The organism is Microbacterium sp. EST19A (genome assembly GCF_019969685.1).
GTDB lineage: Bacteria > Actinomycetota > Actinomycetes > Actinomycetales > Microbacteriaceae > Microbacterium.
In genome coordinates this window covers 1,461,638-1,483,888 of the sequence record NZ_JAHXYZ010000002.1, presented here as the reverse complement: position 1 = coordinate 1,483,888, position 22,251 = coordinate 1,461,638, and the positions used below count along the sequence as shown (strand labels likewise).

Below are 22,251 nucleotides of genomic sequence, written 5' to 3'. Positions count from 1 at the left end.
CGGAAGAGTCCCGGGAGACTCAGCCGCGCAGGGTGAGCATCTGCGCCACCGTGCCGATCGGCCCCCGTTCGTCGTGAATGACCGTATGGGTCAGTCCGTGCCCGAGCGGTCCGTAGCTGACGGTGGTGTCGAATCCGATCCATTCCGTCTCGGGCGCGCGGAAAAGGTACGCGGTCAGATCGACGTTCGGGAACGCGAGTTCGTCCGGGGAGTTGCGCGGGGTGATCCCGTTGGTGATGTCGACGACGCCCAGGAGGCGCGCCCTGGAGCTGGTGGACTCGCCGCGGAGCAGCGGCAGCTGCGGACGCAACCAGGACTGCGCGCGTCCAGGCTGGTCCTCGTGCCGCCGGATCTCGACGGTCGTGACGAATTCTCCGGGCCAGATCCCGGAGGCACGCCAGGGGGCCGGGATCTCGCGGGGCGGCATCGGAGGAAGGCTACTGCCCTCGACTCCGGCAGTGTCGGACGAATCGAGGAACCATCCGCGGGCGATCACCGCCGTGCGTCCGCCCTGGCTGAGGGTGACCTCGAGGAGTTCGATGGTCCTCCCGGATCGGATGACGCGCGCCGAGCTCTCCATCTCATCGAAGCCCAGAACGCCGAGGATGTCGAATGACACGCGAGCGAGATCGAGCGGCGACGCGTTTCGAGAGCGGTGATCCGTCTCGAGGAGATGCGTGAGGAGGCCCAGCGTCGGCGCGATGTGCTGTTCGCGCGTGTTCCAGGCGCCCTGCACGGCAGATGTCGGGCGGAACCTGGTCGTGTCGATGCGATGGAAGTACGCGGCCGTCTCGTCGGTGACTGTCACAGGTTCAGGAGCCTCTCGATCATGAGGAAGAGCCCGATCGCGATCATCGCGATGCCGGAGGTACGGCTGACGATCCGGGCGGCGGCGGGCCGAGCGCGGAGCAGGTGGTCGGCTCCGAAGCCCACGACGATGTACATCACGGCGCAGCTTGCCACATGCACGAGTCCCAGCACGATGATCTGCACCGCGAGCGGCCACGACGTGTCGGGATCCGTGAACAGCGGAAGCACCGCGAGGAAGAGCAGGAAGACCTTCGGGTTCAACCCGCTCACGCCGAATCCTTTCGCCCACCAGCGCCACGCGGACTCGGAAGACGGATCGCCACCGACCTGCACGGCCGAGGGATGGCGCAGGGTGGAGACGCCAAGCCAGATCAGATACGCCGATCCGGCGAGCGTGAGTGCCGTGAGAGCTCCGGGAATGCTGGTGATCAGCGTTCCGACACCCGCGGCGACGATCAGCGTGGCGACGACATGTCCGGTCAGGAGTCCCCACACAGCGGGGAAGACCCGACGCTGCAGCCCGGCGGAGATCCCATAGGCCCAGTCCGCGCCGGGGGTCACCACGAAAATCGCCGAGACGCCCCAGAACGCGAGGATCGACGCGGGCGTCATGTCGAGACTTCTGTGCATCGGTTCACGTGAGCAAGGCTATTCACGAACTTCCGCAATGTGCTTCCAAGTTCTTCGCAGAAAACACTTTGCAGTGGAAGAATCACTGCATGGATGCCACGGACAGGAAGATTCTTGCTGAACTGCAGCGCGATGGACGGCAGACACTCACCGAACTGGCCGAGCGGGTGCAGCTGACCGTCTCGCCCTGTCATCGACGACTGCGGGAACTCGAAAGGGACGGCGTGATCACCGGCTACCGGGCGACGCTGAACCCGAGCGCCGTCGGCTTCAGTTTTCAGACGCTCGTCTTCGTCACGATGAGGGAGTCCACTCGCGACGTGATCGCGGCCTTCGAGGCCGCCGTCGCGGAGATCCCCTACATCCTCGACGCTGATCGGCTCTTCGGTGAACCGGACTATCTCCTGCGCGTCGTCGCACGGGATCTCGACCACTTCCAGCAGATCTACGACGAGAAGCTGAGCGCGCTGCACGGCGTGCAACGGCTGATCACCACGCTCGTCATGCGGACGATCGTCGATGAACGGGCGCTCCCGCTCGAGGGATGACGGCGCCGGTTGCTGAGGGAAAGGCAAAACCCCCGCCATGTAGAAGCTAGGCGAGGGTTTCTAAGGTGATTGTAATGATCACCCTGTGGCTCCGACGGGCGTCGATCCCGTGACCTCACGATTTTCAGTCGTGCGCTCTACCAACTGAGCTACAGAGCCGTGCGACCGGCGAACCTGTCGCGTCCTAGACGAAGAGCCCCCTCCGAAGAAAGAGCTCATCGCATGGAGCGACCCTGACGGGACTTGAACCCGCGACCTCCGCCGTGACAGGGCGGCACGCTAACCAACTGCGCTACAGGGCCATACTTGTTTTCAATTGTATCGGATGGAGTGACCCCAACGGGATTCGAACCCGTGCTACCGCCGTGAAAGGGCGGCGTCCTAGGCCGCTAAACGATGGGGCCGAGTCAGTCCCGGGGGACTTCCTTGCCGACGCTCAAGCATAAGGGATGTTCTGAGCAAATCGCGAATCGAGGGCGCGGCGGCTTCGTCGAACGGCTGATCGGGAGGACGATGGACACGTCAGGCGTGCCGTGGCATCCGTATCTTCACCCTGTTGCAGATGTGAATGTTGTTGTTAGTGTGACATGTGTGAAACCGGCGGAAGGGGCCGAGTGAACGACAGGAACACGCTGGATGCTGCTGAGGCGGCATCCGCGGAATGCGGCTGTGCACCCAGCCCGACGGAGAGTCGCGCCCTCGCGAAGAGCGGGATCAGCCGCCGCGGGGCCCTCGGTCTCGGTGCGCTCAGCGTCGTCGCGCTCAGCGCGTTCGGTCTCACGTCCGGAGTCTCGGCCGCCTACGCCGCGTCGTACCCCAGCTGGGACGACGTGCAGAAGGCCAAGCAGAACGAGGCGGCTGCGGCTGCCGAGGTCACGCGTATCGAAGGCCTCATCGCAGCGCTGACGCAGAAGGTCGCCGAGACGCAGGCTGCCGCACAGGTCGCCTCCGACGAGTTCTACGCCGCACAGCAGGCCTACTTCGCCGCGATCGCCGAAGCCGAGACGCTGCAGTCCAAGGCCGACGAGCAGGCCGCCGTCGCCGACGCGTCCGCGCGCAAGGCCGGACAGGTCGCCGCTCAGCTCTACCGCAACGGCGGCGACGACACCTCCCTCGAGCTCTTCTTCGCCGGATCCGCCGACAACGCCGACCAGCTCCTCGCCCGGCTCGGCACGATGGACAAGCTCCTCGAGTACAACCAGTCGGTGTACGACGACGCGGTCGCCGCCCGCAACTCCGCGCAGTCGCTCAGCGACCAGGCGGTCGTCGCCCGCAACGAGCGCGACCGTCTGCAGCAGATCGCGGAAGAGAAGATGCAGGCGGCCCAGGCGGCCGCCGATGCCGCTCAGGCCGCGCTCGACGAGCAGTCGACGTACCTCGGGACGATGCAGGCGCAGCTCGCCGCCCTCAAGGACACCACCGCCACGACGGTCGCCGGATACCAGGCCGGTGTCGAGGCCGAGGCCAAGGCTCGCAGGGAGCGCGAAGCCGCAGAAGCCGCGGCCAACGCCGGTGGCAACAGCGGCGGCGGCGGGACACCCGGCACCGGAGGCTGGGTGCGTCCGCACGGCGGCCACCGCAGCTCCGGCTACGGTCCGCGGTCGCAGCAGTGCAACTCGCGCGGCTGCTCGACGAGCTGGCACTACGGCGTCGACCTCGCCAACGGCTGCGGCGCCGCGATCTACGCGGCCTACGGCGGAACCGTCGACTACGTCGGCCCCAACGGCGGCTACGGCAACTACATCCGCATCCAGCACGGCAGCGGCGTCGGCACCGGCTACGCGCACATCAAGCCCGGCGGATTCGCCGTCCGTCACGGCCAGTGGGTCAACGCCGGACAGGTCATCGCCTACGCCGGGAACACCGGCGGCTCGTTCGGATGCCACCTCCACTTCGAGGTCTACATCAACGGCCAGTACACCAACCCGATCAACTTCCTCGCCGATCGGAACATCTGGGTCTGACCGACCCCACCGACATGCAGAAGACCCCCGACCGCTGAGCGGTCGGGGGTCTTCGTGTCTACGGGATGCGTCGCGGTCAGTGACCCTGCTCGGCTGCGCGGACGATCGCCTCGTCGAGGATGCGCTGCGCCTCCGCCGCGTTCCCCCACTCGTCGACCTTGACCCACTTGTTGGGCTCGAGGTCCTTGTAGTGCTCGAAGAAGTGCGCGATCTCCTTCTTCGTGTACTCGGCGATGTCGTCGATGTCCTGGATGTGCGCCCAGCGCGGGTCCTTCGACAGCACGGCGACGAGCTTGTCGTCTCCGCCGGCCTCGTCGCTCATCTTCAGCACGGCCACCGGACGCACCTCGACGACGACACCGGGGTAGATGGCGTGGTCGAGGAGCACGAGCACGTCGAGCGGGTCGCCGTCCTCGCCGAGGGTGTTGTCGAAGTAGCCGTAGTCGGCCGGGTAGCCGAACGTCGTGTAGAGCACGCGGTCGAGGTGCACTCGCCCGGTCTCGTGGTCGACTTCGTACTTCACGCGGCTGCCGCGCGGGATCTCGATGACGGCGTCGTGTGCGCCCATGCGTGTGCTCCTCAGAAAGACGGGTGGATGCCGCGGACCAGCCTACCCGCGCGTCGCCGGCTTCTCCGGCTCGCCGTCTCCGGACGCCTCATCGACCGTGTCATCGGCCTGACGCGGCGAAGCCCGCATCCAGATCCGATACAGCAGCTTCGCGAATACGCCCGTGAGCAGCAGGAGCAGCAGCGCGAAGTACCCTTTGCCGCCGATGGAGACGGCGATCGCCAGCGCCGCCGCGAAGAGGATGATCGACGCGACGTCACCGGCGATGTCCAACCGGATCCGCGATGCGGGCGCGGTGGTGAGGTCCGGATGCCGCAGCAGGTAGAGCTTCGCCGCGAAGGTGGTGATCTGCGTGAGGATCAGCGTGCCGATGTAGACGACCTCCTGCAGCGGGTCGGTGTCCATCTGGCCGAGCATCGCCGTCGGCACCGGCAGCCACACGATGGTCGCCAGCCACGCGATGTTGATCCACAGCAGCATGGGGGTGACTGCCCTGACCGCGGTGTACTGGTTGTGGTGCTCCATCCAGAAGTTCGCGATCAGCAGGAAGCTGAGCGCGAAGCTGAACAGCTGTCCCCATTCCTCCGCGAGGAACTCGCCGGTGCTCACATGCTTGGAGGCGGCATCCGACACCGACTCCAGCAGCGGAAGGATCAACAGCGTCATCGCGATCGCGACGACGGCGTCGGCGAACGCCTTGAACCTCTCGGTCGAGAACTGCTGCCCGCTCCTGCGATCTGCCACGGCGCCAGAATAGACCGCGCGGCGCTCGGGGTCGACGGACGCGCGCGGAACACGGCGCGTGTCCTACCGTGGAGACGTGCCGTCGCTCTCACCTGTCATCGCAGAGATCCGCCTCGCCGTGCGCACCGCGCTCTCCGACTTTCCGGAGGGTTCGACGGTGATCGTCGCCCTCTCCGGGGGCGCCGACTCGCTCGCGCTCGCCGCGGCGACGGCCTTCGAGGCGTTGAAGCGGGGGATACCCGTGACGTCCGTCACGGTCGATCACCGTCTGCAGGTCGACTCGGCGGAGGTCGCCGCGCGTGCGGCGAGCATCGCCACCCGACTCGGTCTCGAAGCCGTGGTGGTGCGTGTCGACGTCGACGGCGAAGGCGGCCCCGAGGCGGCGGCGCGTGAGGCGCGCTACCGCGTGCTGCGAGACGCCGCAGCCGAGAGGGGCGCGCGCGCGGTGCTCCTGGGACACACGCTCGACGACCAGGCCGAGACGGTGCTGCTCGGCCTCGCCCGCGGCTCGGGGGCAGCCAGCCTGCAGGGCATGGCGCCGTCGCGGGAGGACGAGGACGGGCTGCGCTGGCTGCGACCGCTGCTCGGCGTGCGACGGGAGACGACGCGCGCCTTCTGCGCGGCATCCGATCTGGACCCCTGGGACGACCCCCACAATGTCGACGATCGTTTCGCCCGCGTCCGCGCACGCGAGCGGGTGCTCCCCGTGCTCGAGGCGGAGCTCGGACCGGGGATCGCCGAAGCGCTCGCACGCACGGCCGACCAGCTCCGCGAGGACGCCGAGGCGTTCGACGAGATGATCCACGAGACGATCGAGGACATCGTCGAGCACGCCGAGGCCGGGATTTCGGTCAGCGTCGCCGCGCTCGCCGCGAACCCCGCGGCCCTGCGGAACCGCATCATCCGCCTCGTCGTCGACAGCGAGTTCGGCGTCAGCCTGACCCGCACGCAGACCCTGGAAGTGGCGAGACTCGTCACGGACTGGGCGGGCCAGGGACCGATCGATCTGCCCGGCTGCGCGGCCGTTCGCCGAGGCGGGCAGATCGTCTTCACGGCATCCGGTCGCTGACTACTTCTTGCCGCCGAAGAGGCCGCCCAGGAGGTCGCCGATCCCGCCGCCTCCGCTGCCGGATCCGCCGCCGAGCAGTCCGCCCAGCACATCGCCGATGCCGCCGCCGCCCGCACTGCCGCCGGAGCCGCTGTTGCCGCCGCCGAGCAGACCGCCGATGAGGTCGCCGATGCCGCCGCCGGAGTCCGCCGTTCCGGCATCCGCCTTCTTGTCCTTGTTCGCGTTCGCGATGAGTCCCATCACGATCGGCGCGAGGATCGGCAGGAGCTTGCCGAAGTCGATGCCCGGGGTCGCCTTCGACTCGGTGAGCTTCGACGTGACCTCCTTCTCGTTCCCGCCGAGGATGTGCGCGACGATCTTGCCTCCGTCGGCCTGATCCACATCGTCGACCTTCGAGGCGCCCGTGGCGCCCTCGTGCTTCTGCAGCGCCTTCTGGATGGCGGCGGAACCCTCCGCGGTCTCGGCGTTCTTGGCGAGGCCGCCCAGCAGCACCGCACCGCCCTGCTCGATCGCGACCTTCGCCTCGTCGCGGGAGACGCCGAGCTTCTCGGCGATGTCGTCGACCGGCACCTGCTTGAGGATGTCGTCAAGAGCCATGGTGATTCCTTCCGTCGGTGGGCATCCGCCCGTCTCACCGCTCACAGTAGTGCGGAAGCCGGATCCCGGCACCTGTTCGCGTCGCCTAAAATCAATCCATGCGCGCCGCGGAAATCCAGGACGACCTTGCCCAGATCCTCGTCACAGAGGAGCAGATCCTCGCCAAGCTCGACGAACTCGCGGCGCAGGTCGCCGCCGACTACGAAGGCAAGGACCTCGTCCTCGTCGGCGTGCTCAAGGGGGCGGTGATGGTGATGGCCGATTTCGCGCGGGCGCTGCCGTTCCACGCCCCGATGGACTGGATGGCGGTGTCGAGCTACGGCGCGAGCACCCGGTCGAGCGGTGTCGTGCAGATCCGCAAGGACCTCGACACCGACCTCAACGGCAAGCACGTGCTGATCGTCGAGGACATCATCGACTCCGGCCTGACCCTCAGCTGGCTGCTCGAGAACTTCGAGTCCCGCGGAGCCGAGTCGATCGAGGTGCTGGCGCTGCTGCGCAAGCCCGAGGCCGCGAAGGTCGTCATCGACTGCAAGTACGTCGGCTTCGACATCCCCACCGACTTCGTCGTCGGCTACGGCCTCGACTACGCCGAGCGGTACCGCAACCTGCGCGACGTCGCGGTGCTCGCACCGCACGTCTACAGCTGATACGCCGTGGGTGAACGCACAGCGGGTGCCTAGGGCACGCGCGATACGCTGATCGGATCATGGATGTGAAGAAGCTCACCCGGAATCCGCTGATCTACGTCGCGCTGATCGGCGTGCTGCTCTTCGGCGGCTTCCTCCTCATCTCGAACCTCGGGGCGCCCAAGCAGATCACGACCCAGGAGGGGCTGAAGCTGCTCTCCGGCACCTCGGTCACCGAGGTCGTGAACACCGACGGCGACCAGCGGGTCGACATGACCCTGTCGAAGCCGTTCCAGGGCGCCGAGAACGTGCAGTTCTACTACGTCGACGCCCGCGCCGACGAGGTGGTCTCCGCGATCAACGAGGCCGCGCCCAAGGACGGCTTCAACGACGCGGTCCCGCGTGCGACCTGGTTCGACGGCTTCCTCTCGCTCCTGCTGCCGCTCGTGCTGCTCGGCCTCCTCTTCTGGTGGCTGCTCTCGTCCATGCAGGGCGGCGGTGGCAAGGTCATGCAGTTCGGTAAGTCGAAGGCCAAGCTCGTCAACAAGGAGACCCCGACGGTCACCTTCGCCGACGTCGCGGGCGCCGACGAGGCCATCGAAGAACTCCACGAGATCAAGGAGTTCCTGCAGGATCCCGCCAAGTTCCAGGCGATCGGCGCCCGCATCCCGAAGGGCGTGCTCCTGTACGGCCCTCCCGGAACCGGCAAGACGCTGCTCGCCCGCGCGGTCGCCGGTGAGGCCGGCGCCCCCTTCTACTCCATCTCCGGTTCGGACTTCGTCGAGATGTTCGTCGGCGTCGGCGCCTCCCGTGTGCGCGACCTCTTCGGCCAGGCCAAGGAGAACGCCCCCGCCATCATCTTCATCGACGAGATCGACGCCGTCGGCCGTCACCGCGGCGCCGGCATGGGCGGCGGCAACGACGAGCGCGAGCAGACGCTCAACCAGATGCTCGTCGAGATGGACGGCTTCGACCCGAACGCGAACGTCATCGTGATCGCGGCGACGAACCGTCCCGACATCCTCGACCCCGCCCTGCTGCGCCCCGGCCGCTTCGACCGTCAGATCGGCGTGGACGCCCCCGACCTCAAGGGTCGTCAGAAGATCCTCGAGGTGCACAGCAAGGGCAAGCCGCTGGCGAAGAGCGTCGACCTCGAGGTCGTCGCCCGCAAGACCCCGGGCTTCACGGGTGCCGATCTCGCGAACGTCCTGAACGAGGCGGCCCTCCTGACCGCGCGCTCCAACGCGCAGCTGGTCGACAACCGCGCCCTCGACGAGGCCATCGACCGCGTCATCGCCGGTCCGCAGCGTCGTACCCGGGTGATGCGCGACAAGGAGAAGCTCATCACGGCGTACCACGAGGGCGGACACGCGCTCGCGGCCGCGGCGATGAACTACACCGACCCGGTCACCAAGATCACGATCCTGCCCCGTGGCAAGGCTCTCGGCTACACGATGGTGCTGCCGCTGGACGACAAGTACTCGATCACCCGCAACGAGCTGCAGGACCAGTTGACCTACGCCATGGGCGGCCGCGTCGCGGAGGAGATCATCTTCCACGACCCGACCACCGGCGCCTCGAACGACATCGAGAAGGCGACCTCGATCGCCCGGAAGATGGTCATCGAGTACGGCATGACCACACAGGTGGGTCCGGTCAAGCTCGGCACCGAGGGCGGCGAACCCTTCGCCGGCCGCGACATGGGCCGCGGACGCGAGTACTCCGAGAAGGTCGCCGAGCGGGTCGACGCCGAGGTGCGCGGGCTCATCGAGCAGGCGCACAACGAGGCCTACGAGGTCATCAGCGCGAACCGCGACATCCTCGACAGGCTCGCCCTGGCTCTGCTCGAGGAGGAGACCCTCGACCACAACCAGATCGCCGAGATCTTCACCGAGATCAAGAAGCTGCCGGAGCGTCCGCTGTGGCTGTCGAGCGAGGACCGCCCGGTCTCCGAGCGGCCGCCGGTCGAGGTGCCGAAGAAGGACGTGTCGCTCGCGGCATCCGTCCAGGCTCCTGCCGCCGCACCGCGCACGCAGCAGGGCTCGGCGGGTGCGGGCCACCCGCGTCCCGCGACGGCGTGACGTGACGGTCGACTCGCAGCGCATCGAGCGGCTCACGCGTGAGCTGCTGGAGGCGATCGGCGAAGACCCCGATCGGCCGGGCCTGAAGCAGACCCCGGCGCGGATGGCCGAGCTGTATGCGGAGTTCTTCGCCGGTGTCGGTGCGGATGCCGCGGAGCCGCTCGCGCGCACCATCAGCGTGACGCGAGGACCCGCACCCGACACCCTCCCGTCCGGGGCGGTGCTGCTGCGGGACATCCGGTTCCGCTCGGTGTGCGAGCACCACCTGCTGCCGTTCGCCGGCCACGCCCACCTCGCCTATCTTCCGGGGGAGCAGGTCGTGGGCCTCGGCGCTCTCGTGCGCGTCGTCGAGATCCTCGCCGCCCGTCCGCAGGTGCAGGAGCGTCTCGGAGAGCAGATCGCCGACACCATCGCGGAACACCTCGACACCCGCGGCGTGCTCGTGGTGCTCGATGCCAGCCACGGCTGCGTCACGATGCGCGGCGGGAGGCAGACCGAGGCGTCGACGCTCACGATCGCCGCGCGCGGCGAGTACACGGATGCCGCGGCTCGGGCAGAGCTCATCAGTCTGATCGGTCCTTCGACCAGCTCAGGGCCCCATGGTCTCGAGCGAGGACTGCCGGGATGACCGCGATCTGGGGGATCGTCAACGTCACCCCCGATTCGTTCAGCGACGGCGGGCGCTACCTCGAGGTCGACCGGGCGGTCGCCCATGGGCTGCGGCTGCGCGCCGAAGGCGCGAGCGTGCTCGACGTCGGCGGGGAGTCGACCAGGCCCGGCGCAGAGCGCGTCGGCACCGAGGTCGAGCAGCAGAGGGTGATCCCGGTGATCGAGCAGCTCGTCGCGGCCGGTGTGCCCGTCAGCATCGACACGCTCAGCGCAGCCACCGCCGCCGCGGCCGTGCGCGCCGGCGCCCGGATCGTGAACGACGTCTCAGGCGGGCTCGCCGACCCCGACATGCGCGCCGCCGTAGCCGAGTCCGGTGCGGATTTCGCGATCGGGCACTGGCGCGGGTTCTCCGCCGACATGTACGCGCACGCCGAATATCGCCGCGTCGCCAGGGAGGTCGCGGGAGAGCTCCAGGAGCGCGTCGGAGAGGCCGCGGCATCCGGCATCGCACCGTCGCGTCTGATCGTCGATCCGGGCATCGGCTTCGCGAAGGCGGGAGCCCAGAACTGGGACGTGTTGCGCGGTCTCGACGAGATCGTGGCCCTCGGTCCCCGAGTGCTCGTCGGAACCTCCCGCAAGCGGTTCCTCGCCGAGACGCTGCAGCACGACAGCGTCGGCGGCGACGAGGTGTCGGAGTCCCGTCGTGACCTGGCCACCGCGGTCACCAGCGCGCTCGCCGCGCGTGCCGGCGTCTGGGCCGTGCGCGTCCACGACGTCGCGTCGACCCGTGACGCCCTCGCGGTCGTCCATGCCTGGACGGGGTGAGGCGGCCGGACGGCCCCCGTACGCTAGGCACATGGACTTCCTCGACGAGATCGCCCTCACGGGGCTGACCGTGTTCGGGCGCCACGGCGTCTACGACCACGAGCGCCAGGACGGCCAGGAGTTCACGATCGATCTCCGCCTCCATCTCGCGCTCGAGCAGGCCGCGGCATCCGACGACGTGAGCGACACCGTGCACTACGGCGAGCTGGCGGAGAAGGTCGCGGCGGTGGTCGCGGGTGAGCCGGTGAACCTCATCGAGACGCTCGCGGCGCGGATCGCCGACGTCGCCCTCGAGGATGCGCGCGTGCAGGGCGTCATCGTCACGGTGCACAAGCCGCACGCCCCGATCCCGCTCACCTTCGCCGACGTGTCCGTCACCGTGCACCGCACCCGCAATTCCGCCGGCCTGGAGGACATCACCGCATGAGCCGCAACCTCGCCCAGCCCCTCGACACCCCCGATCGCCGCCCCGGTCGGCCGGAGGTCGTCGCCGTCGTCGCCCTCGGCGCGAACCTCGGTGAGCGACACGCGACGGTCCGCGCCGCCGCCGACCGCATCGCCCGGCTGCCCCTGGTCAGCGATGTGCGCCTCTCCCGGCTGTTCGACACGGTCGCGCTCCGCGTCGACGGGCCTGATCCCGACGCGCCCGGCTACGTCAACGCCGTCGCGCTGGTCACGACGCGACTCGCGCCCGAGATCCTGCTCGGGATGCTGCACGCCATCGAAGACGAGAACGGCCGCGAGCGTCGTGAGCGCTGGGGCGATCGCACCCTCGACCTCGATCTGATCGCCTACGGCGATGTCGTGTCCGATCACCCGCGTCTGCAGCTCCCGCACCCGCGGGCCGCCGAGCGCCTCTTCGTGCTGGATCCCTGGCTGGACATCGACGCCGAGGCCGAGCTGATCGGCCACGGCCGGGTGGCCGAGCTCGCCGCCGAGCTGCGCGCCGAGGGCGACGGATGAGGCGCACATCGCCCGGACTCCTGGCCGTGCTCGCCCTGCTCGGAGCCGGCGGCGGATTCCTCCTCGATCATCTGCTCACCGCGAGCGGACGCTCGACGTTCACGCCGTCGCTGTTCTTGCCGGTGCTGCTCCTGCTGATCGCGGCCGCGGCGCTCGGCGTCGCCTGGCCGGTGCGCCGCAGCGTGCGCTCCGGCATCCGGATCGATCCCTTCCGCGCGCTCCGGGCGGCCACTCTCGCCCGCGCGTCCAGCCTGCTCGGGGCGATCATGGCCGGTCTCGGCGCCGGCCTCCTGGTGTTCCTCCTGTCCCGTCCCGTCGATCCACAGGTAGGGTCGACTGTGGCCATGCTGGCCCTGATCGGGAGCGCGATCATCCTCGTGATCGCCGCGCTCGTCGCCGAACAGTTCTGCACCCTGCCGAAGGATCCTGATGACTCAGAACCCAGAGACCGCGCCCCTGAACCCGGCGGAGGGCACTGATCGCGACGCCCTCGACCAGGGCACATACACGCAGCTGCGCACCGCGCGGAACGAAGCGCGTCTGGAGCTCGACGGCACCTGGCACCAGATCTCTCCGCGGTACGTCGTCTCGCAGATCGTGCAGAACGTGATCTTCATCGTCTTCGTGGCGGCCGTCGCCGTCGCGCTCAACGTCCTGCTGAAGCAGGACTGGGTGTGGATCCCCGCCGGTGTGATCCTGCTCATCACGGTGATCGCGCTCATCATCCTGCCGCGTCAGGCGAAGGCGATCGGCTACATGCTCCGCGCCGACGACATCGTGTTCCGCAAGGGCATCCTGTGGCAGCGGATGATCGCCGTGCCCTACGGACGCATGCAGCTCGTCGACATCACCCAGGGGCCGCTCGACCGCGCGTTCGGCATCTCGCAGCTGAAGATGGTCACCGCCGCGGCGACGACCGGAGTGCAGATCCCGGGACTCACGCAGTCCGCATCCGAGGCGCTGCGCGACACCCTCATCGAAGTGGCCGAGACCCGCCGGACCGGCCTGTGAGCGAGCAGCAGTTCCCCGCCGCCCCGAACGCGCCGGCATCCGCCCCGGTGGGCGACGCATCGACGACCCTCGCCGACGGCGAATGGCACCGGATGCATCCGCTCACGCCGCTGTTCAAGGGCGGGCTCGTCCTGATTATCGTCGCGGGTATCGTGATCGCGAACATGCGGGATCGGATCATCACCTGGTTCGTCGAGCTCTTCACGCCCGAGGAGGCGCACTACGGCGACTACACCGGCGGCGACCCGGTCGACTGGGTGGTCGACAACAACCTGATCCTGCTGGTGCTGCTCGGCGTGCTGGGCCTCGTGGTCGTGCTCGTGGCGATCTTCTGGTTCCTGTGGAGATTCCATCAGTTCCGCATCACCGGCGATCACGTCGAGGTGCGCAAGGGCATCGTCTTCCGGTCGCACCGGCGTGCGCCGCTCGACCGCGTGCAGGGCGTGAACCTCACCCGTCCCTTCCCCGCGAGGATCATCGGGCTCGCGAAGCTCGAGGTCGTCGGCGCCGGCAACGACGCGAACGTCGACCTCGAGTACCTCGCCACGTCACGCGCCGAGTCGGTGCGCTCCGACATCCTGCGTCTCGCCTCCGGTGCCAGGGCCGCGCGCCAGGCCGCGCTCGGCCCGCAGCAGCCGGTCGCAGGAGCGGATGCCGCGCACCCGGGCGCTCCGGCATCGACACGCGCGCAGCTGCGCGGATCGGTGAACGAGGGCGTCACCAGCCTCATCACCGGCGTCGACCTCGCCGACGTCGCCCCCGAGAGCGTCGTCAAGATCCCGACCGGCCGCCTGATCGGCTCGCAGCTGATCTCCGGACTGCTCTGGCTGCTGTTCTTCGGCGTGATCTTCGCGATCGCGCTCGGCAGCACGATCATCGGCGTCCTCGCCGACGGAGACACCGAAGGCGGAGTGGTGCTGCTCGGCATCGGGCTGGCCATGGGAATCCCCATGGTCGTCGCGGTCGTCGGTATCACCTGGGCGCAGATCTCCAAGTCGCTGCGCTACTCGATCGCGCCGACGCCCGACGGGGTGCGCATCACCTACGGTCTGCTCACGACCGTGACCGAGACGCTCCCGCCCGGACGCATCTTCGCCGTCGAGGTGTCGCAGTCGCTGCTGTGGCGTCCGTTCGGGTGGTGGACGATCAAGATCAACCGCATGAGCGGCAAGAGCGCGGCGGCGCAGCAGTCCGGCAGCGCTCAGCAGTTCAACGTCGTGCTCCCGGTCGGCAAGCGCGCCGATGTGGAGCGCGTGCTCGGCCTGGTCCTCCCGGACGTGCCCGCGGCGAGCATCCCCTTCCTCTGGGAGCAGGGCATCGTCGGCCCGACCGAGGGCGACCCGTTCCGCCGGATGCCGCGACGGGCCTGGTGGCGTCGTCCGCTGTCGTGGAAGCGGCACGGCTACTCGGTCGCCGACTTCGGGCTGCTGCTGCGGCGCGGCGTCGTGTGGCGCAAGCTCGCCGTCTTCCCGCTGGCCCGCCTGCAGGGCGTCTCGCTCTCGCAGGGGCCCATCGACCGGGCGCAGCGCGTCTCCGGTGCCCAGGTGCACACTGCGCCGGGTCCGATCACCGGGTACCTGTCCGGGCTCGAGCGCGAGGACGCGCTCGCGCTGCTCGGGGATGTCAGCCGCGCGGCCGCCGAGGCCGCGTCGCGCGACACCAGCCACCGCTGGAGCGCGCACGCTCCGGTCGCTCCGCCGACGCCTCCCGCCCCTCCGGCGTACGGGGCACCGGCGTACACGGATCTCCCGGCGCCGTCGGGTCCGCCCGTGCCGCTGCCCGCGCCGCCGGTGACGACTCCGCCTCCTGCGCCTCCGGTGGCTCCGCCTCCTGCGCCTCCGGTGACTCCGCCTGCGCCTCCGGTGGCTCCGCCTGCGCCTCCGGCGGCTCCGCCTGCACCTCCCGCGCCGCCGGTGGCTCCGCCTCCTGCGCCTCCCGTGGCACCGCCCGCACCTCCGGTCTCTCCGCCGCCTGCGCCACCCGCCACGAACGGGGAGTGACGCGGTGGTGCGTGACGGGCGTCTCGGCGTCGGCATCATCGGTGCAGGGCGCGTCGGACCGGTGATCGGCGCGGCACTCGGGGGTGCCGGCCACGCGATCGTCGGCATCACGAGCGGTTCGGACGATGAACGCGCCTCCGCCGTCCTGCCCGAGGTGCCGGTCCTCGACGCGCTCGAGGTGGTGCGCCGCGCGGAGCTCGTGATCCTGGCGGTCCCGACCGATCAGCTCGGGTCGCTCGTCGCGGGCATCGCCGAGGTGGGTGGGTGGCAGATCGGTCAGCTCGTGCTGCACACCGATCCGGCCCACGGCACCGAGATCCTGCGGCCGGCTGCGGAACGCGGAGCGATCCCGCTCGCCGTGCACCCCGCCATCACCTTCACGGGGACATCGATCGACCTGCGCCAGCTGCAGGCGGGTTTCGCAGCGGTGACCGCCGCGGCCGCGGTGCTGCCGATCGCGCAGGCGCTCGCGGTGGAGATGGGCTGTGAGCCGATCGTGATCGCGGAAGAGGATCGTCCCGCGTACGCGGATGCCATCCAGACTGCGACGGAGTTCTCGCGGTCGATCATCGGGCAGTCGACCGCGCGGCTGCGCGAGATCGGCGTCGAGAATCCGGGCGGCTACCTCTCGGCGCTCGTGCAGTCGACTGTCGAGCGGGCGCTGCGCGAAGCATCCGATCCGCCGCCGCTGGTCTGACGAGTGCAGGCCGGCGGTTCAGCGTCCTCCGGAGAACCCTCCGCCGCCTCCGCCGCCGGAGAATCCGCCGCCGAAGGATCCGCCCGAGCTCGATGATGTTCCCGCAGACGGCGACGTGTACACCGATGCCGCGTGGGACGACGCCGTGAAGGCGGAGAGATAGACGCCGACGTAGGGCGTGGATGGATCGCCGATCCAGCCGGGGCCGCGCTGCTCGCGCAGGTACGCCTTCTCCAGCACGTCGCCCCACTCCTTCTCCATGCCGAACAGCATCGCGTAGGGGAGCAGCCGCTCGTACACGTGGATGACGTCGGCCGTGCCGTCCTGCCGACGTTCGGCTCCGCTGTACGACTGCAGCATGCGCAGGCGGTCGGCATCCGCGACCCGGATGAACTCCTTGACACCCTGCAGATATTCGAACTCGCGGGCGCCTTCGGGGGTGAGGACGGTGTGCTTGGTGAAGGAGTAGAAGCCGGCGATGAGCACGAGGACGACGCCGAACGAGACCGCGACGAGCGCCGGGATCGCCGAGAGCCGACCGGAGCTCACGCCCCACACCGAGACCCCCAAGCCGACGACGGCGAGGGCGATCGCGCACCACTGCACGATCACGGCGACTCGACTGCGCGCCCCGGTCGTGAGTCCGCGGGACGCCGCAGCGGCCTTCCCGGACTGCGTGAGCGCCGTCATCCGCCCGGCGAAGGACTCGCTCGCGCTCGGAACGTCGACCACACCCCCGTCGTTGGCCTTCAGGAAGAGGGCATCGAGTGCTTCGACATCGAGCTGGTCGGGGATGCGCGCTCCCGGGAGGCGTCGCAACCGCGGATTCTCCGGAGAGCCGCCTTCTTCGATGCGCAGGGTGCCGCGCACGGCGAGGTGCACGATCTCGGCGGGGATCACGTCTTTCGCACCGGGCACGATGGCGGCGGCAAGCAGGGGAGGCATCGCGTCGGGCACGTCGTACTGGGCGACGATGATGCCGGTCGCGACGCGGCGGCGGCGCTGGAAGGCCGACACGCTCAGCCATCCGCCGACCGCCAGTCCGGCGGCGCCGATGGCGGCGACCAGAGGTGCCGTGTCGGTGACGGGATTCGGCGTGCGCGCCGACGGCTGCACGACCGTTCCCGGTTCGAAGCCGATCGCGACCGTCACGCCGTCGCCCGCAGGCCGCTCTCCGGACTCGACCCGGAACGTCGCGAGGCCGCCGTCGACGGCGGGGCCCTGAAGCTCGCACTCGTCGGCCGCGCCGGAGACACCGGCATAGCAGCTCGTCGCTCCGACGAGCTGCGCGCCCATCGCGGAGTCGAAGACGATGTCGGCACGGAAGCGCTCGATGGGCTGGGTGCTGTCGAGCGGGAGGAGATCCCAGTAGAACTCGTCCACGGCAGGATGGCCCGAGCCGTCGCCGCGTGCTGCTCGCGATGCTCCGGCAGCGAGGATCACGTCGCGCATCTCGTACTCGATGACGTAGGTGGTGAGTCCTCGCACGTAGTCATCGTTTCCGGTGAGGATCAGCAGCAGACCGTCTTCGTCGTCGGTCTCGTAGGGGACGTCCGCTCCCTGCTCGTCCTTCACCGACAGCACCCGGGTGTCGATGCCGGCGCCCTCGTAGCTCGTCGGGAGCCCGCGGACGATGCCGCGGTTCTGGTCGTATTCGGGGAAGCGGGCGACGAGCGTCTCGGTGACGTGCATGCGCGCGCGACCGTCGTCATCGATTCCGACCTCGAACACGGCATCCCAGGAGGCGTAGGAGAAGTCGTCCACGTCCTCCGATGCCGCCGGGCGCACGGACGATCCCGGCGCCGCCACCGCCGCCACCGGCGCGGCGACGCCGACGAGTGCGAGGGCGAGGACGGCGAGCGCGTGGATGATCCGTGGCGGGGTCATGCTTCGAGGCTACCCAGCCCGCGCGAAGACTCGGCGCGCCGCCTCGGTAAACTGGGGAGGACTTCAAGGAGCACCGCACATGACTGACGCGTCCGCCGCGCCCGAATCGGCTTCGGCCGACCCTTCGAACGAAGAGGACGTCCACGAGCAGAAGGCCGTGCGTCTCGCCAAGCGCGAACGCCTGATCGCGAATCGGGCGGATGCCGCGGGCGGCGCGTTCCCGGTCGGCGTCCCGGTGACGCACAGCATCCCGGCGCTCCGCGCGGAGTACGGCGAACTCGAGGCGGGTGCCGAGACCGGCGTCGTCGTCGGGGTGGCCGGGCGCGTGGTGTTCAGCCGCAACACCGGCAAGCTCTGCTTCGCGACGCTGCAGGCCGGCGACGGCACGCGCATCCAGGCGATGATCTCGCTGGCGAACGTCGGCGAGGAGTCCCTCGCGGAGTGGAAGGAGCTCGTCGACCTCGGCGACCATGTCTTCGTGCACGGCGAGGTCATCTCCAGCCGCCGCGGCGAGCTCTCGATCATGGCCGACGACTGGACGATCGCATCGAAGGCGATCCTCCCGCTGCCGAACGCGTACTCCGAGCTGAGCGAAGAGGGCCGCGTCCGCAGCCGCTACCTCGATCTCATCGTCCGTGAACAGGCACGCATCACCGTCCGCGCCCGCGCTGCCGTGAACGCGAGCCTGCGCGCCACTTTCACGAACCACGACTACCTCGAGGTCGAGACGCCGATGCTGCAGGTGCAGCACGGCGGCGCGTCCGCTCGTCCGTTCATCACCCGCTCCAACGCCTTCGACACCGAGCTGTATCTGCGCATCGCGCCGGAGCTCTACCTGAAGCGCGCGGTCGTCGGCGGCATCGAGCGCGTTTTCGAGATCAACCGCAACTTCCGCAACGAGGGCGCCGACTCGACGCACAGCCCGGAGTTCGCGATGCTCGAGGCCTACCAGGCGTATGGCGACTACAACCAGATGGCCGCCCTCACGCAGGAGCTCGTGCAGCAGGCCGCGATCGCGGTGACCGGCTCGACGACGGTGACCTGGGCCGACGGCACCGAGTACGACCTCGGCGGCGAGTGGGACCGCATCTCGATGTACGAGTCGCTCTCGGCCGCATCGGGCCGCACGGTCACCCCGCAGGACTCCGTGGACGACCTGATCGCCTTCGCCGAGGCCAACGGTGTCGACCTTCCGGCGCAGGCCACGCACGGCAAGCTGGTCGAGGAGCTGTGGGAGCACTTCGTGAAGGGCGACCTGGTGCGCCCGACCTTCGTGATGGACTTCCCGGTCGACACCTCGCCCCTGGTGCGCGAGCACCGGTCGACCGCGGGCGTCGTGGAGAAGTGGGACCTGTACATCCGCGGCTTCGAACTGGCGACCGGATACTCCGAGCTCGTCGACCCGGTGATCCAGCGCGAGCGCTTCGTCGAGCAGGCCAAGCTCGCGGCGCGCGGTGACGTCGAGGCGATGCCCGTCGACGAGGAGTTCCTGCGGGCGCTCGAGCACGGCATGCCGCCGTCGGGCGGCATGGGCATGGGCATCGATCGCCTCCTGATGGCGATCACCGGACTCGGGATCCGCGAGACCATCCTCTTCCCCCTCGTCAAGTAGCCGTCGGACCCCGGTCACCCCACCGGGCCACGCCGGAACGCCCATTCCGGCAGCAGGGCGCCGCCGATCATCGTCTCGAGCAGCGCGGCGAGACCGTACTGCGGATCGATCTCGCGGACCATCTCGAGGTAGCGGCCCGCGTGGGTAGAGCGACCGAGCGCCCAGGACAGCCACGCCGCGGCTGTCAGCGGCGCAGGTCGTGAGGCTCGCGGAGCGCGTGCCGCGGCGTGCCGCACCACCGACAGCGCGACGCGGAGCCGATCGGGGTCGGGAGCGGGTCCGCGGCCCAGGAAGACCTGGCCCAGATCGTCGGGAACCATCGAGCCGGAACCGGCGAAGGCGAGCTGGGCGCCGAGCGTGCGCATGCCGCCGGCCAGGTCGGTCGCCCACTGCGCGATCGCGACATCGCGGAAGAGCGGACGGTCGAGGCACCACAGCAGCGCCGCGGTCGCGAACGGCGGCAGATCATCGGGAGTGCGCAGCACCGACTCGAAGAACGCCGGCACATCCTCCAGCGTCACCAGGGCGGCGATCGCCAGCGGGTTCTCCCGCCCCGTGAGCGTGCCGCATCTGTCGCGGCTCAGCATCTCGGTGAACTCGAGGAGCGCCTGCCCCACGCGCTCCTTCTCCGCGAGGTCGGCGGCGGGGAGCTCGGTTCCGGAGAACTGGTCGCCGGACACGTCGCCGGACACGTCATCGGCGGTCGGGAACGCGACGGCATCGATCTCGCTGAGAGCGCCGATCACCGGGTCGTCGACGAGGTAGCTCGACCAGCCTGCGGGCGTCACGCAGAGGGCGTCGACGACGCGAAGCCCGGCGTCATCCGCGCAGCCGAGCAGCTCGTCGACCTCGACCGCGAACGGCAGCACGAGCCCGTCGCGCGTGGGGTGCACCTCGGAATCGGTGTAGACGACGAGCGCGACGGCATCCGTCCCCTCCACGCGCAGGGCGAGCCCGACCGCGGCGTCGGCATACTCCTCGAGGGGGACGTCGTCGCCCGGCAGGTCGAGACGCATCGCGCCGTAGGCGCGGGACCCGCGGAACGGCAGGAGCACGATGCTCTGCCGCGGCGTGAAGCCGGCGAGCGTGGGCACGATCCGGAGGAAACCGGCGGAGTCGGAGGCGCGAAGCAGTGTGGTCATCCCAGGAGTGTCATCGAACCGTGGGTCGGCCGGGTGCGGAAAAGGCTCCTGTGGAGAGTTTGCCGGGGAAGCGACGAATGTGGACGAAGAGTCGCTCGCGTACGATGGAGGGATGGAGAACTTCTGGCTCGCTGCGGCATGGTCGATTCTGCCGACCATCGGAGTGAGCGTCGTCTTCGTCTTCGTGCTCCGCGGCATCCTCCGATTCGATCGCACCGAGCGCAAGGTGCACGCGCAGATCGAGGCCGAGGAGCGCGCGGCGCGCGGCCTCCCTCCTCGCACCTGAGCAGCGTCCGAGCCATCGGCTACTGTGTAGCCAATGCGCGGCGGACTGCGCGAACCTCCGGTGATCGACGCCGGGGGAGCGAGGGGAGACGATGACGCCCGAGATCTGGGCCCTGTTGATCGCGGTCTTCCTCCTGCTGCTCGATCTCGCCATCCGCGCCACCGCGATCATCATCATCCCGCGCAATCGCCGGCCGACGGCGGCGATGGCCTGGCTGCTCGCCGTGTTCTTCATCCCCTTCATCGGCGTCTTCCTGTTCCTGCTGATCGGGAACCCGCGCCTTCCGCGTGCTCGGCGACGCAAGCAGGACCAGATCAACGAGTACATCGCGCAGACGAGCGAGCACCTGCATTTCGGCACCCTCCGCCCGCACGCGCCCGGATGGTTCGGGCCGACCGTGGAGATGAACCAGAAGCTGGGCGCGCTCCCGCTCTCGGGTGACAACGGCGCGCATCTGATCTCGGACTATCAGGAGTCGCTGGATGCGATGGCCGCAGCCATCCGCGAGGCGAAGGAATACGTCCACATCGAGTTCTACATCCTGCAGGCCGACGTCTCGACCGACAACTTCTTCCGCGCGATGGAAGAGGTCGCGCAGCGGGGCGTCGAGGTGCGGGTGCTCATGGACCACTGGGCGAACCGCTGGAAGCCGCGGTACAAGGCGACCGTCAAGCGACTCAACGCCATGGGCGCCGACTGGCAGCTGATGCTTCCTGTGCAGCCCCTCAAGGGCAAGATGCAGCGCCCTGACCTGCGCAACCACCGCAAGCTCCTCGTCGTCGACGGCAAAGTGGCCTTCCTCGGTTCGCAGAACGTGACCGACTCGACCTACAACCTCCCCAAGAACATCAAGCGCGGTCTGCACTGGGTCGACCTCATGGTGCGTCTCGACGGTCCGGTCGTGCTGAGCGTGAACGCGATCTTCCTCAGCGACTGGTACAGCGAGACCGACGAGGTGCTCGAGGAGATCGACATCGCGCACGCCGACATCGGCTCGGGGAATCTGGACTGCCAGGTGGTGCCGTCGGGGCCCGGCTTCAAGGTCGAGAACAACCTGCGGCTCTTCCTCGCGCTGCTCTATGCGGCCAAGCGCAAGATCATCATCGTCAGCCCGTACTTCGTCCCCGACGAAGCGCTGCTGCTGGCGATCACCGCGGCCGTGGATCGCGGCGTGCACGTCGAGCTCTTCGTGTCGGAAGAGGGCGATCAGGCGATGGTCTACCACGCCCAGCGCAGCTACTACGAGGCGCTGCTCCGGGCCGAGGTGCGCATCTGGATGTACCGCAAGCCGTACATCCTGCACACGAAGAGCCTCACGATCGACGAGGAGGTCGCGGTCATCGGCTCCAGCAACATGGACATGCGCTCCTTCGGTCTCAACCTCGAGGTGTCGATGCTCGTGCGCGGAGAGGAGTTCATCTCGGAGATGCGTGCCGTCGAGGACAAGTACCGGTCGCTGAGCCGCGAGCTCACGCTGGAGGAGTGGATGCAGCAGCCGCTCCGCTCGACGGTGCTGGACAACCTCGCCCGCCTCACCTCTGCCCTCCAGTGAGTTCACGGCCCCACCGCAGGAACCTGT

Annotated in this window: 23 protein-coding genes and 3 tRNA genes; 16 read left to right on the top strand and 10 right to left on the bottom strand. The window is 69.1% G+C overall.

Translation table 11 applies throughout. The annotated features are described in order from the left end of the window. Positions 1-19 precede the first annotated feature (19 nt). Both LC452_RS17215 and LC452_RS17210 read right to left on the bottom strand, forming a co-directional pair. Positions 20-808, bottom strand: a complete 789-nt coding sequence (locus tag LC452_RS17215; RefSeq protein ID WP_223627446.1) for a thioesterase family protein — start codon at positions 806-808, stop codon at positions 20-22. After that, positions 805-1,440, bottom strand: a complete 636-nt coding sequence (locus LC452_RS17210; RefSeq protein WP_223627444.1) for a LysE family translocator — start codon at positions 1,438-1,440, stop codon at positions 805-807. The genes LC452_RS17215 and LC452_RS17210 overlap by 4 nt, the downstream gene beginning before the upstream one ends. An 89-nt stretch (positions 1,441-1,529) precedes the next feature. Between LC452_RS17210 and LC452_RS17205 the strand changes: the two genes are divergently transcribed. Next, on the top strand, positions 1,530-1,988 hold the full coding sequence (locus LC452_RS17205) for an Lrp/AsnC family transcriptional regulator (protein ID WP_223627713.1): 459 nt from the start codon (positions 1,530-1,532) through the stop codon (positions 1,986-1,988). Positions 1,989-2,074: 86 nt separating this feature from the next. On the opposite strand, the gene LC452_RS17200 is transcribed toward LC452_RS17205, so the two are convergent. The 3 genes from LC452_RS17200 to LC452_RS17190 all read right to left on the bottom strand — a co-directional run bounded on the left by LC452_RS17200 (position 2,075) and on the right by LC452_RS17190 (position 2,392). Then, positions 2,075-2,147: transfer RNA gene (locus LC452_RS17200), tRNA-Phe, on the bottom strand. Between the two features lie 69 nt (positions 2,148-2,216). Then, a tRNA-Asp gene (locus LC452_RS17195) sits at positions 2,217-2,290 on the bottom strand. 29 nt (positions 2,291-2,319) lie between these two features. Beyond that, positions 2,320-2,392, bottom strand: a tRNA-Glu gene (locus LC452_RS17190). A gap of 210 nt (positions 2,393-2,602) precedes the next feature. On the opposite strand from LC452_RS17190, the gene LC452_RS17185 reads away from it, so the two are divergent. Then, positions 2,603-3,952, top strand: coding sequence for a M23 family metallopeptidase (locus LC452_RS17185; protein ID WP_223627442.1), 1,350 nt, complete (start codon positions 2,603-2,605; stop codon positions 3,950-3,952). A 76-nt stretch (positions 3,953-4,028) separates the two neighbouring features. Here LC452_RS17185 and ppa read toward each other — a convergent pair whose 3' ends face one another. After that, entirely contained in the window at positions 4,029-4,520 is a 492-nt protein-coding gene (gene ppa, locus LC452_RS17180; protein WP_223627440.1) for an inorganic diphosphatase, read from the bottom strand. Between the two features lie 42 nt (positions 4,521-4,562). After that, positions 4,563-5,264 (bottom strand): TMEM175 family protein, encoded by a 702-nt coding sequence (locus LC452_RS17175; protein WP_223627438.1) that lies wholly within the window; start codon positions 5,262-5,264, stop codon positions 4,563-4,565. 76 nt (positions 5,265-5,340) lie between these two features. On the opposite strand from LC452_RS17175, the gene tilS reads away from it, so the two are divergent. Next, positions 5,341-6,333, top strand: coding sequence for a tRNA lysidine(34) synthetase TilS (tilS, locus tag LC452_RS17170; RefSeq protein ID WP_223627436.1), 993 nt, complete (start codon positions 5,341-5,343; stop codon positions 6,331-6,333). Here the strand turns inward: tilS and LC452_RS17165 are convergent, their stop codons facing one another. Next, positions 6,334-6,930, bottom strand: a complete 597-nt coding sequence (locus tag LC452_RS17165; RefSeq protein ID WP_223627435.1) for a DUF937 domain-containing protein — start codon at positions 6,928-6,930, stop codon at positions 6,334-6,336. It lies immediately after the preceding gene. A gap of 98 nt (positions 6,931-7,028) precedes the next feature. Between LC452_RS17165 and hpt the strand changes: the two genes are divergently transcribed. From hpt to LC452_RS17115, 10 genes are read left to right on the top strand one after another with little or no spacing between them, the layout of a single operon-like run. Beyond that, the gene (gene hpt / locus LC452_RS17160; RefSeq protein WP_136054430.1) at positions 7,029-7,580 is read left to right on the top strand and encodes a hypoxanthine phosphoribosyltransferase; all 552 of its coding nucleotides are present in this window, start codon (positions 7,029-7,031) and stop codon (positions 7,578-7,580) included. Positions 7,581-7,639: 59 nt separating this feature from the next. Continuing rightward, positions 7,640-9,640 (top strand): ATP-dependent zinc metalloprotease FtsH, encoded by a 2,001-nt coding sequence (gene ftsH / locus LC452_RS17155; protein ID WP_223627433.1) that lies wholly within the window; start codon positions 7,640-7,642, stop codon positions 9,638-9,640. Position 9,641: 1 nt separating this feature from the next. Next, a complete protein-coding gene (gene folE, locus LC452_RS17150) occupies positions 9,642-10,268 on the top strand; it encodes a GTP cyclohydrolase I (RefSeq protein ID WP_223627431.1) in 627 nt (208 codons plus the stop codon). After that, on the top strand, positions 10,265-11,074 hold the full coding sequence (gene folP, locus LC452_RS17145) for a dihydropteroate synthase (protein WP_223627430.1): 810 nt from the start codon (positions 10,265-10,267) through the stop codon (positions 11,072-11,074). The genes folE and folP overlap by 4 nt, the downstream gene beginning before the upstream one ends. Positions 11,075-11,105: 31 nt before the next feature. Beyond that, positions 11,106-11,501, top strand: a complete 396-nt coding sequence (gene folB / locus LC452_RS17140) for a dihydroneopterin aldolase (protein WP_223627428.1) — start codon at positions 11,106-11,108, stop codon at positions 11,499-11,501. Further along, positions 11,498-12,037, top strand: a complete 540-nt coding sequence (gene folK / locus LC452_RS17135) for a 2-amino-4-hydroxy-6-hydroxymethyldihydropteridine diphosphokinase (protein ID WP_223627426.1) — start codon at positions 11,498-11,500, stop codon at positions 12,035-12,037. Before folB ends, folK begins: the two co-directional genes overlap by 4 nt. Next, on the top strand, positions 12,034-12,516 hold the full coding sequence (locus LC452_RS17130; RefSeq protein ID WP_223627425.1) for a DUF3180 domain-containing protein: 483 nt from the start codon (positions 12,034-12,036) through the stop codon (positions 12,514-12,516). The genes folK and LC452_RS17130 overlap by 4 nt, the downstream gene beginning before the upstream one ends. After that, positions 12,467-13,048 (top strand): PH domain-containing protein, encoded by a 582-nt coding sequence (locus LC452_RS17125; protein WP_223627422.1) that lies wholly within the window; start codon positions 12,467-12,469, stop codon positions 13,046-13,048. The genes LC452_RS17130 and LC452_RS17125 overlap by 50 nt, the downstream gene beginning before the upstream one ends. After that, positions 13,045-15,048 carry a PH domain-containing protein gene (locus LC452_RS17120; RefSeq protein WP_308116484.1) on the top strand — a complete coding sequence of 668 codons (2,004 nt, stop codon included), beginning with the start codon at positions 13,045-13,047 and terminating at the stop codon, positions 15,046-15,048. The genes LC452_RS17125 and LC452_RS17120 overlap by 4 nt, the downstream gene beginning before the upstream one ends. Positions 15,049-15,052: 4 nt before the next feature. After that, positions 15,053-15,745, top strand: a complete 693-nt coding sequence (locus LC452_RS17115; RefSeq protein WP_223627420.1) for a DUF2520 domain-containing protein — start codon at positions 15,053-15,055, stop codon at positions 15,743-15,745. A gap of 18 nt (positions 15,746-15,763) precedes the next feature. Here LC452_RS17115 and LC452_RS17110 read toward each other — a convergent pair whose 3' ends face one another. Next, the gene (locus LC452_RS17110) at positions 15,764-17,632 is read right to left on the bottom strand and encodes a DUF2207 domain-containing protein (RefSeq protein ID WP_223627418.1); all 1,869 of its coding nucleotides are present in this window, start codon (positions 17,630-17,632) and stop codon (positions 15,764-15,766) included. Positions 17,633-17,711: 79 nt separating this feature from the next. Between LC452_RS17110 and lysS the strand changes: the two genes are divergently transcribed. Next, a complete protein-coding gene (gene lysS, locus LC452_RS17105; protein ID WP_223627416.1) occupies positions 17,712-19,244 on the top strand; it encodes a lysine--tRNA ligase in 1,533 nt (510 codons plus the stop codon). Between the two features lie 14 nt (positions 19,245-19,258). Here lysS and LC452_RS17100 read toward each other — a convergent pair whose 3' ends face one another. Further along, entirely contained in the window at positions 19,259-20,386 is a 1,128-nt protein-coding gene (locus tag LC452_RS17100) for a DUF4192 family protein (protein WP_223627414.1), read from the bottom strand. 112 nt (positions 20,387-20,498) lie between these two features. Between LC452_RS17100 and LC452_RS17095 the strand changes: the two genes are divergently transcribed. Together LC452_RS17095 and cls are read left to right on the top strand one after the other, a co-directional pair. Next, positions 20,499-20,672, top strand: coding sequence for a hypothetical protein (locus LC452_RS17095; protein WP_223627412.1), 174 nt, complete (start codon positions 20,499-20,501; stop codon positions 20,670-20,672). A gap of 91 nt (positions 20,673-20,763) precedes the next feature. Beyond that, positions 20,764-22,224, top strand: coding sequence for a cardiolipin synthase (cls, locus tag LC452_RS17090; protein ID WP_223627410.1), 1,461 nt, complete (start codon positions 20,764-20,766; stop codon positions 22,222-22,224). Positions 22,225-22,251 lie beyond the last annotated feature (27 nt).

Excerpts from the sequence above, each read along its gene's own strand:
- LC452_RS17205 (WP_223627713.1), top strand. The coding sequence starts at position 1,530 with ATGGATGCCACGGACAGGAAGATTCTTGCTGAACTGCAGCGCGATGGA.
- folK (WP_223627426.1), top strand. The coding sequence starts at position 11,498 with ATGAGCCGCAACCTCGCCCAGCCCCTCGACACCCCCGATCGCCGCCCC.
- lysS (WP_223627416.1), top strand. The coding sequence starts at position 17,712 with ATGACTGACGCGTCCGCCGCGCCCGAATCGGCTTCGGCCGACCCTTCG.
- LC452_RS17095 (WP_223627412.1), top strand. The coding sequence starts at position 20,499 with ATGGAGAACTTCTGGCTCGCTGCGGCATGGTCGATTCTGCCGACCATC.
- folP (WP_223627430.1), top strand. The coding sequence starts at position 10,265 with ATGACCGCGATCTGGGGGATCGTCAACGTCACCCCCGATTCGTTCAGC.
- LC452_RS17165 (WP_223627435.1), bottom strand. The coding sequence starts at position 6,930 with ATGGCTCTTGACGACATCCTCAAGCAGGTGCCGGTCGACGACATCGCC.
- LC452_RS17125 (WP_223627422.1), top strand. The coding sequence starts at position 12,467 with ATGACTCAGAACCCAGAGACCGCGCCCCTGAACCCGGCGGAGGGCACT.
- LC452_RS17110 (WP_223627418.1), bottom strand. The coding sequence starts at position 17,632 with ATGACCCCGCCACGGATCATCCACGCGCTCGCCGTCCTCGCCCTCGCA.
- ppa (WP_223627440.1), bottom strand. The coding sequence starts at position 4,520 with ATGGGCGCACACGACGCCGTCATCGAGATCCCGCGCGGCAGCCGCGTG.
- hpt (WP_136054430.1), top strand. The coding sequence starts at position 7,029 with ATGCGCGCCGCGGAAATCCAGGACGACCTTGCCCAGATCCTCGTCACA.
- LC452_RS17210 (WP_223627444.1), bottom strand. The coding sequence starts at position 1,440 with ATGCACAGAAGTCTCGACATGACGCCCGCGTCGATCCTCGCGTTCTGG.
- LC452_RS17100 (WP_223627414.1), bottom strand. The coding sequence starts at position 20,386 with ATGACCACACTGCTTCGCGCCTCCGACTCCGCCGGTTTCCTCCGGATC.
- LC452_RS17130 (WP_223627425.1), top strand. The coding sequence starts at position 12,034 with ATGAGGCGCACATCGCCCGGACTCCTGGCCGTGCTCGCCCTGCTCGGA.
- ftsH (WP_223627433.1), top strand. The coding sequence starts at position 7,640 with ATGGATGTGAAGAAGCTCACCCGGAATCCGCTGATCTACGTCGCGCTG.
- cls (WP_223627410.1), top strand. The coding sequence starts at position 20,764 with ATGACGCCCGAGATCTGGGCCCTGTTGATCGCGGTCTTCCTCCTGCTG.
- folB (WP_223627428.1), top strand. The coding sequence starts at position 11,106 with ATGGACTTCCTCGACGAGATCGCCCTCACGGGGCTGACCGTGTTCGGG.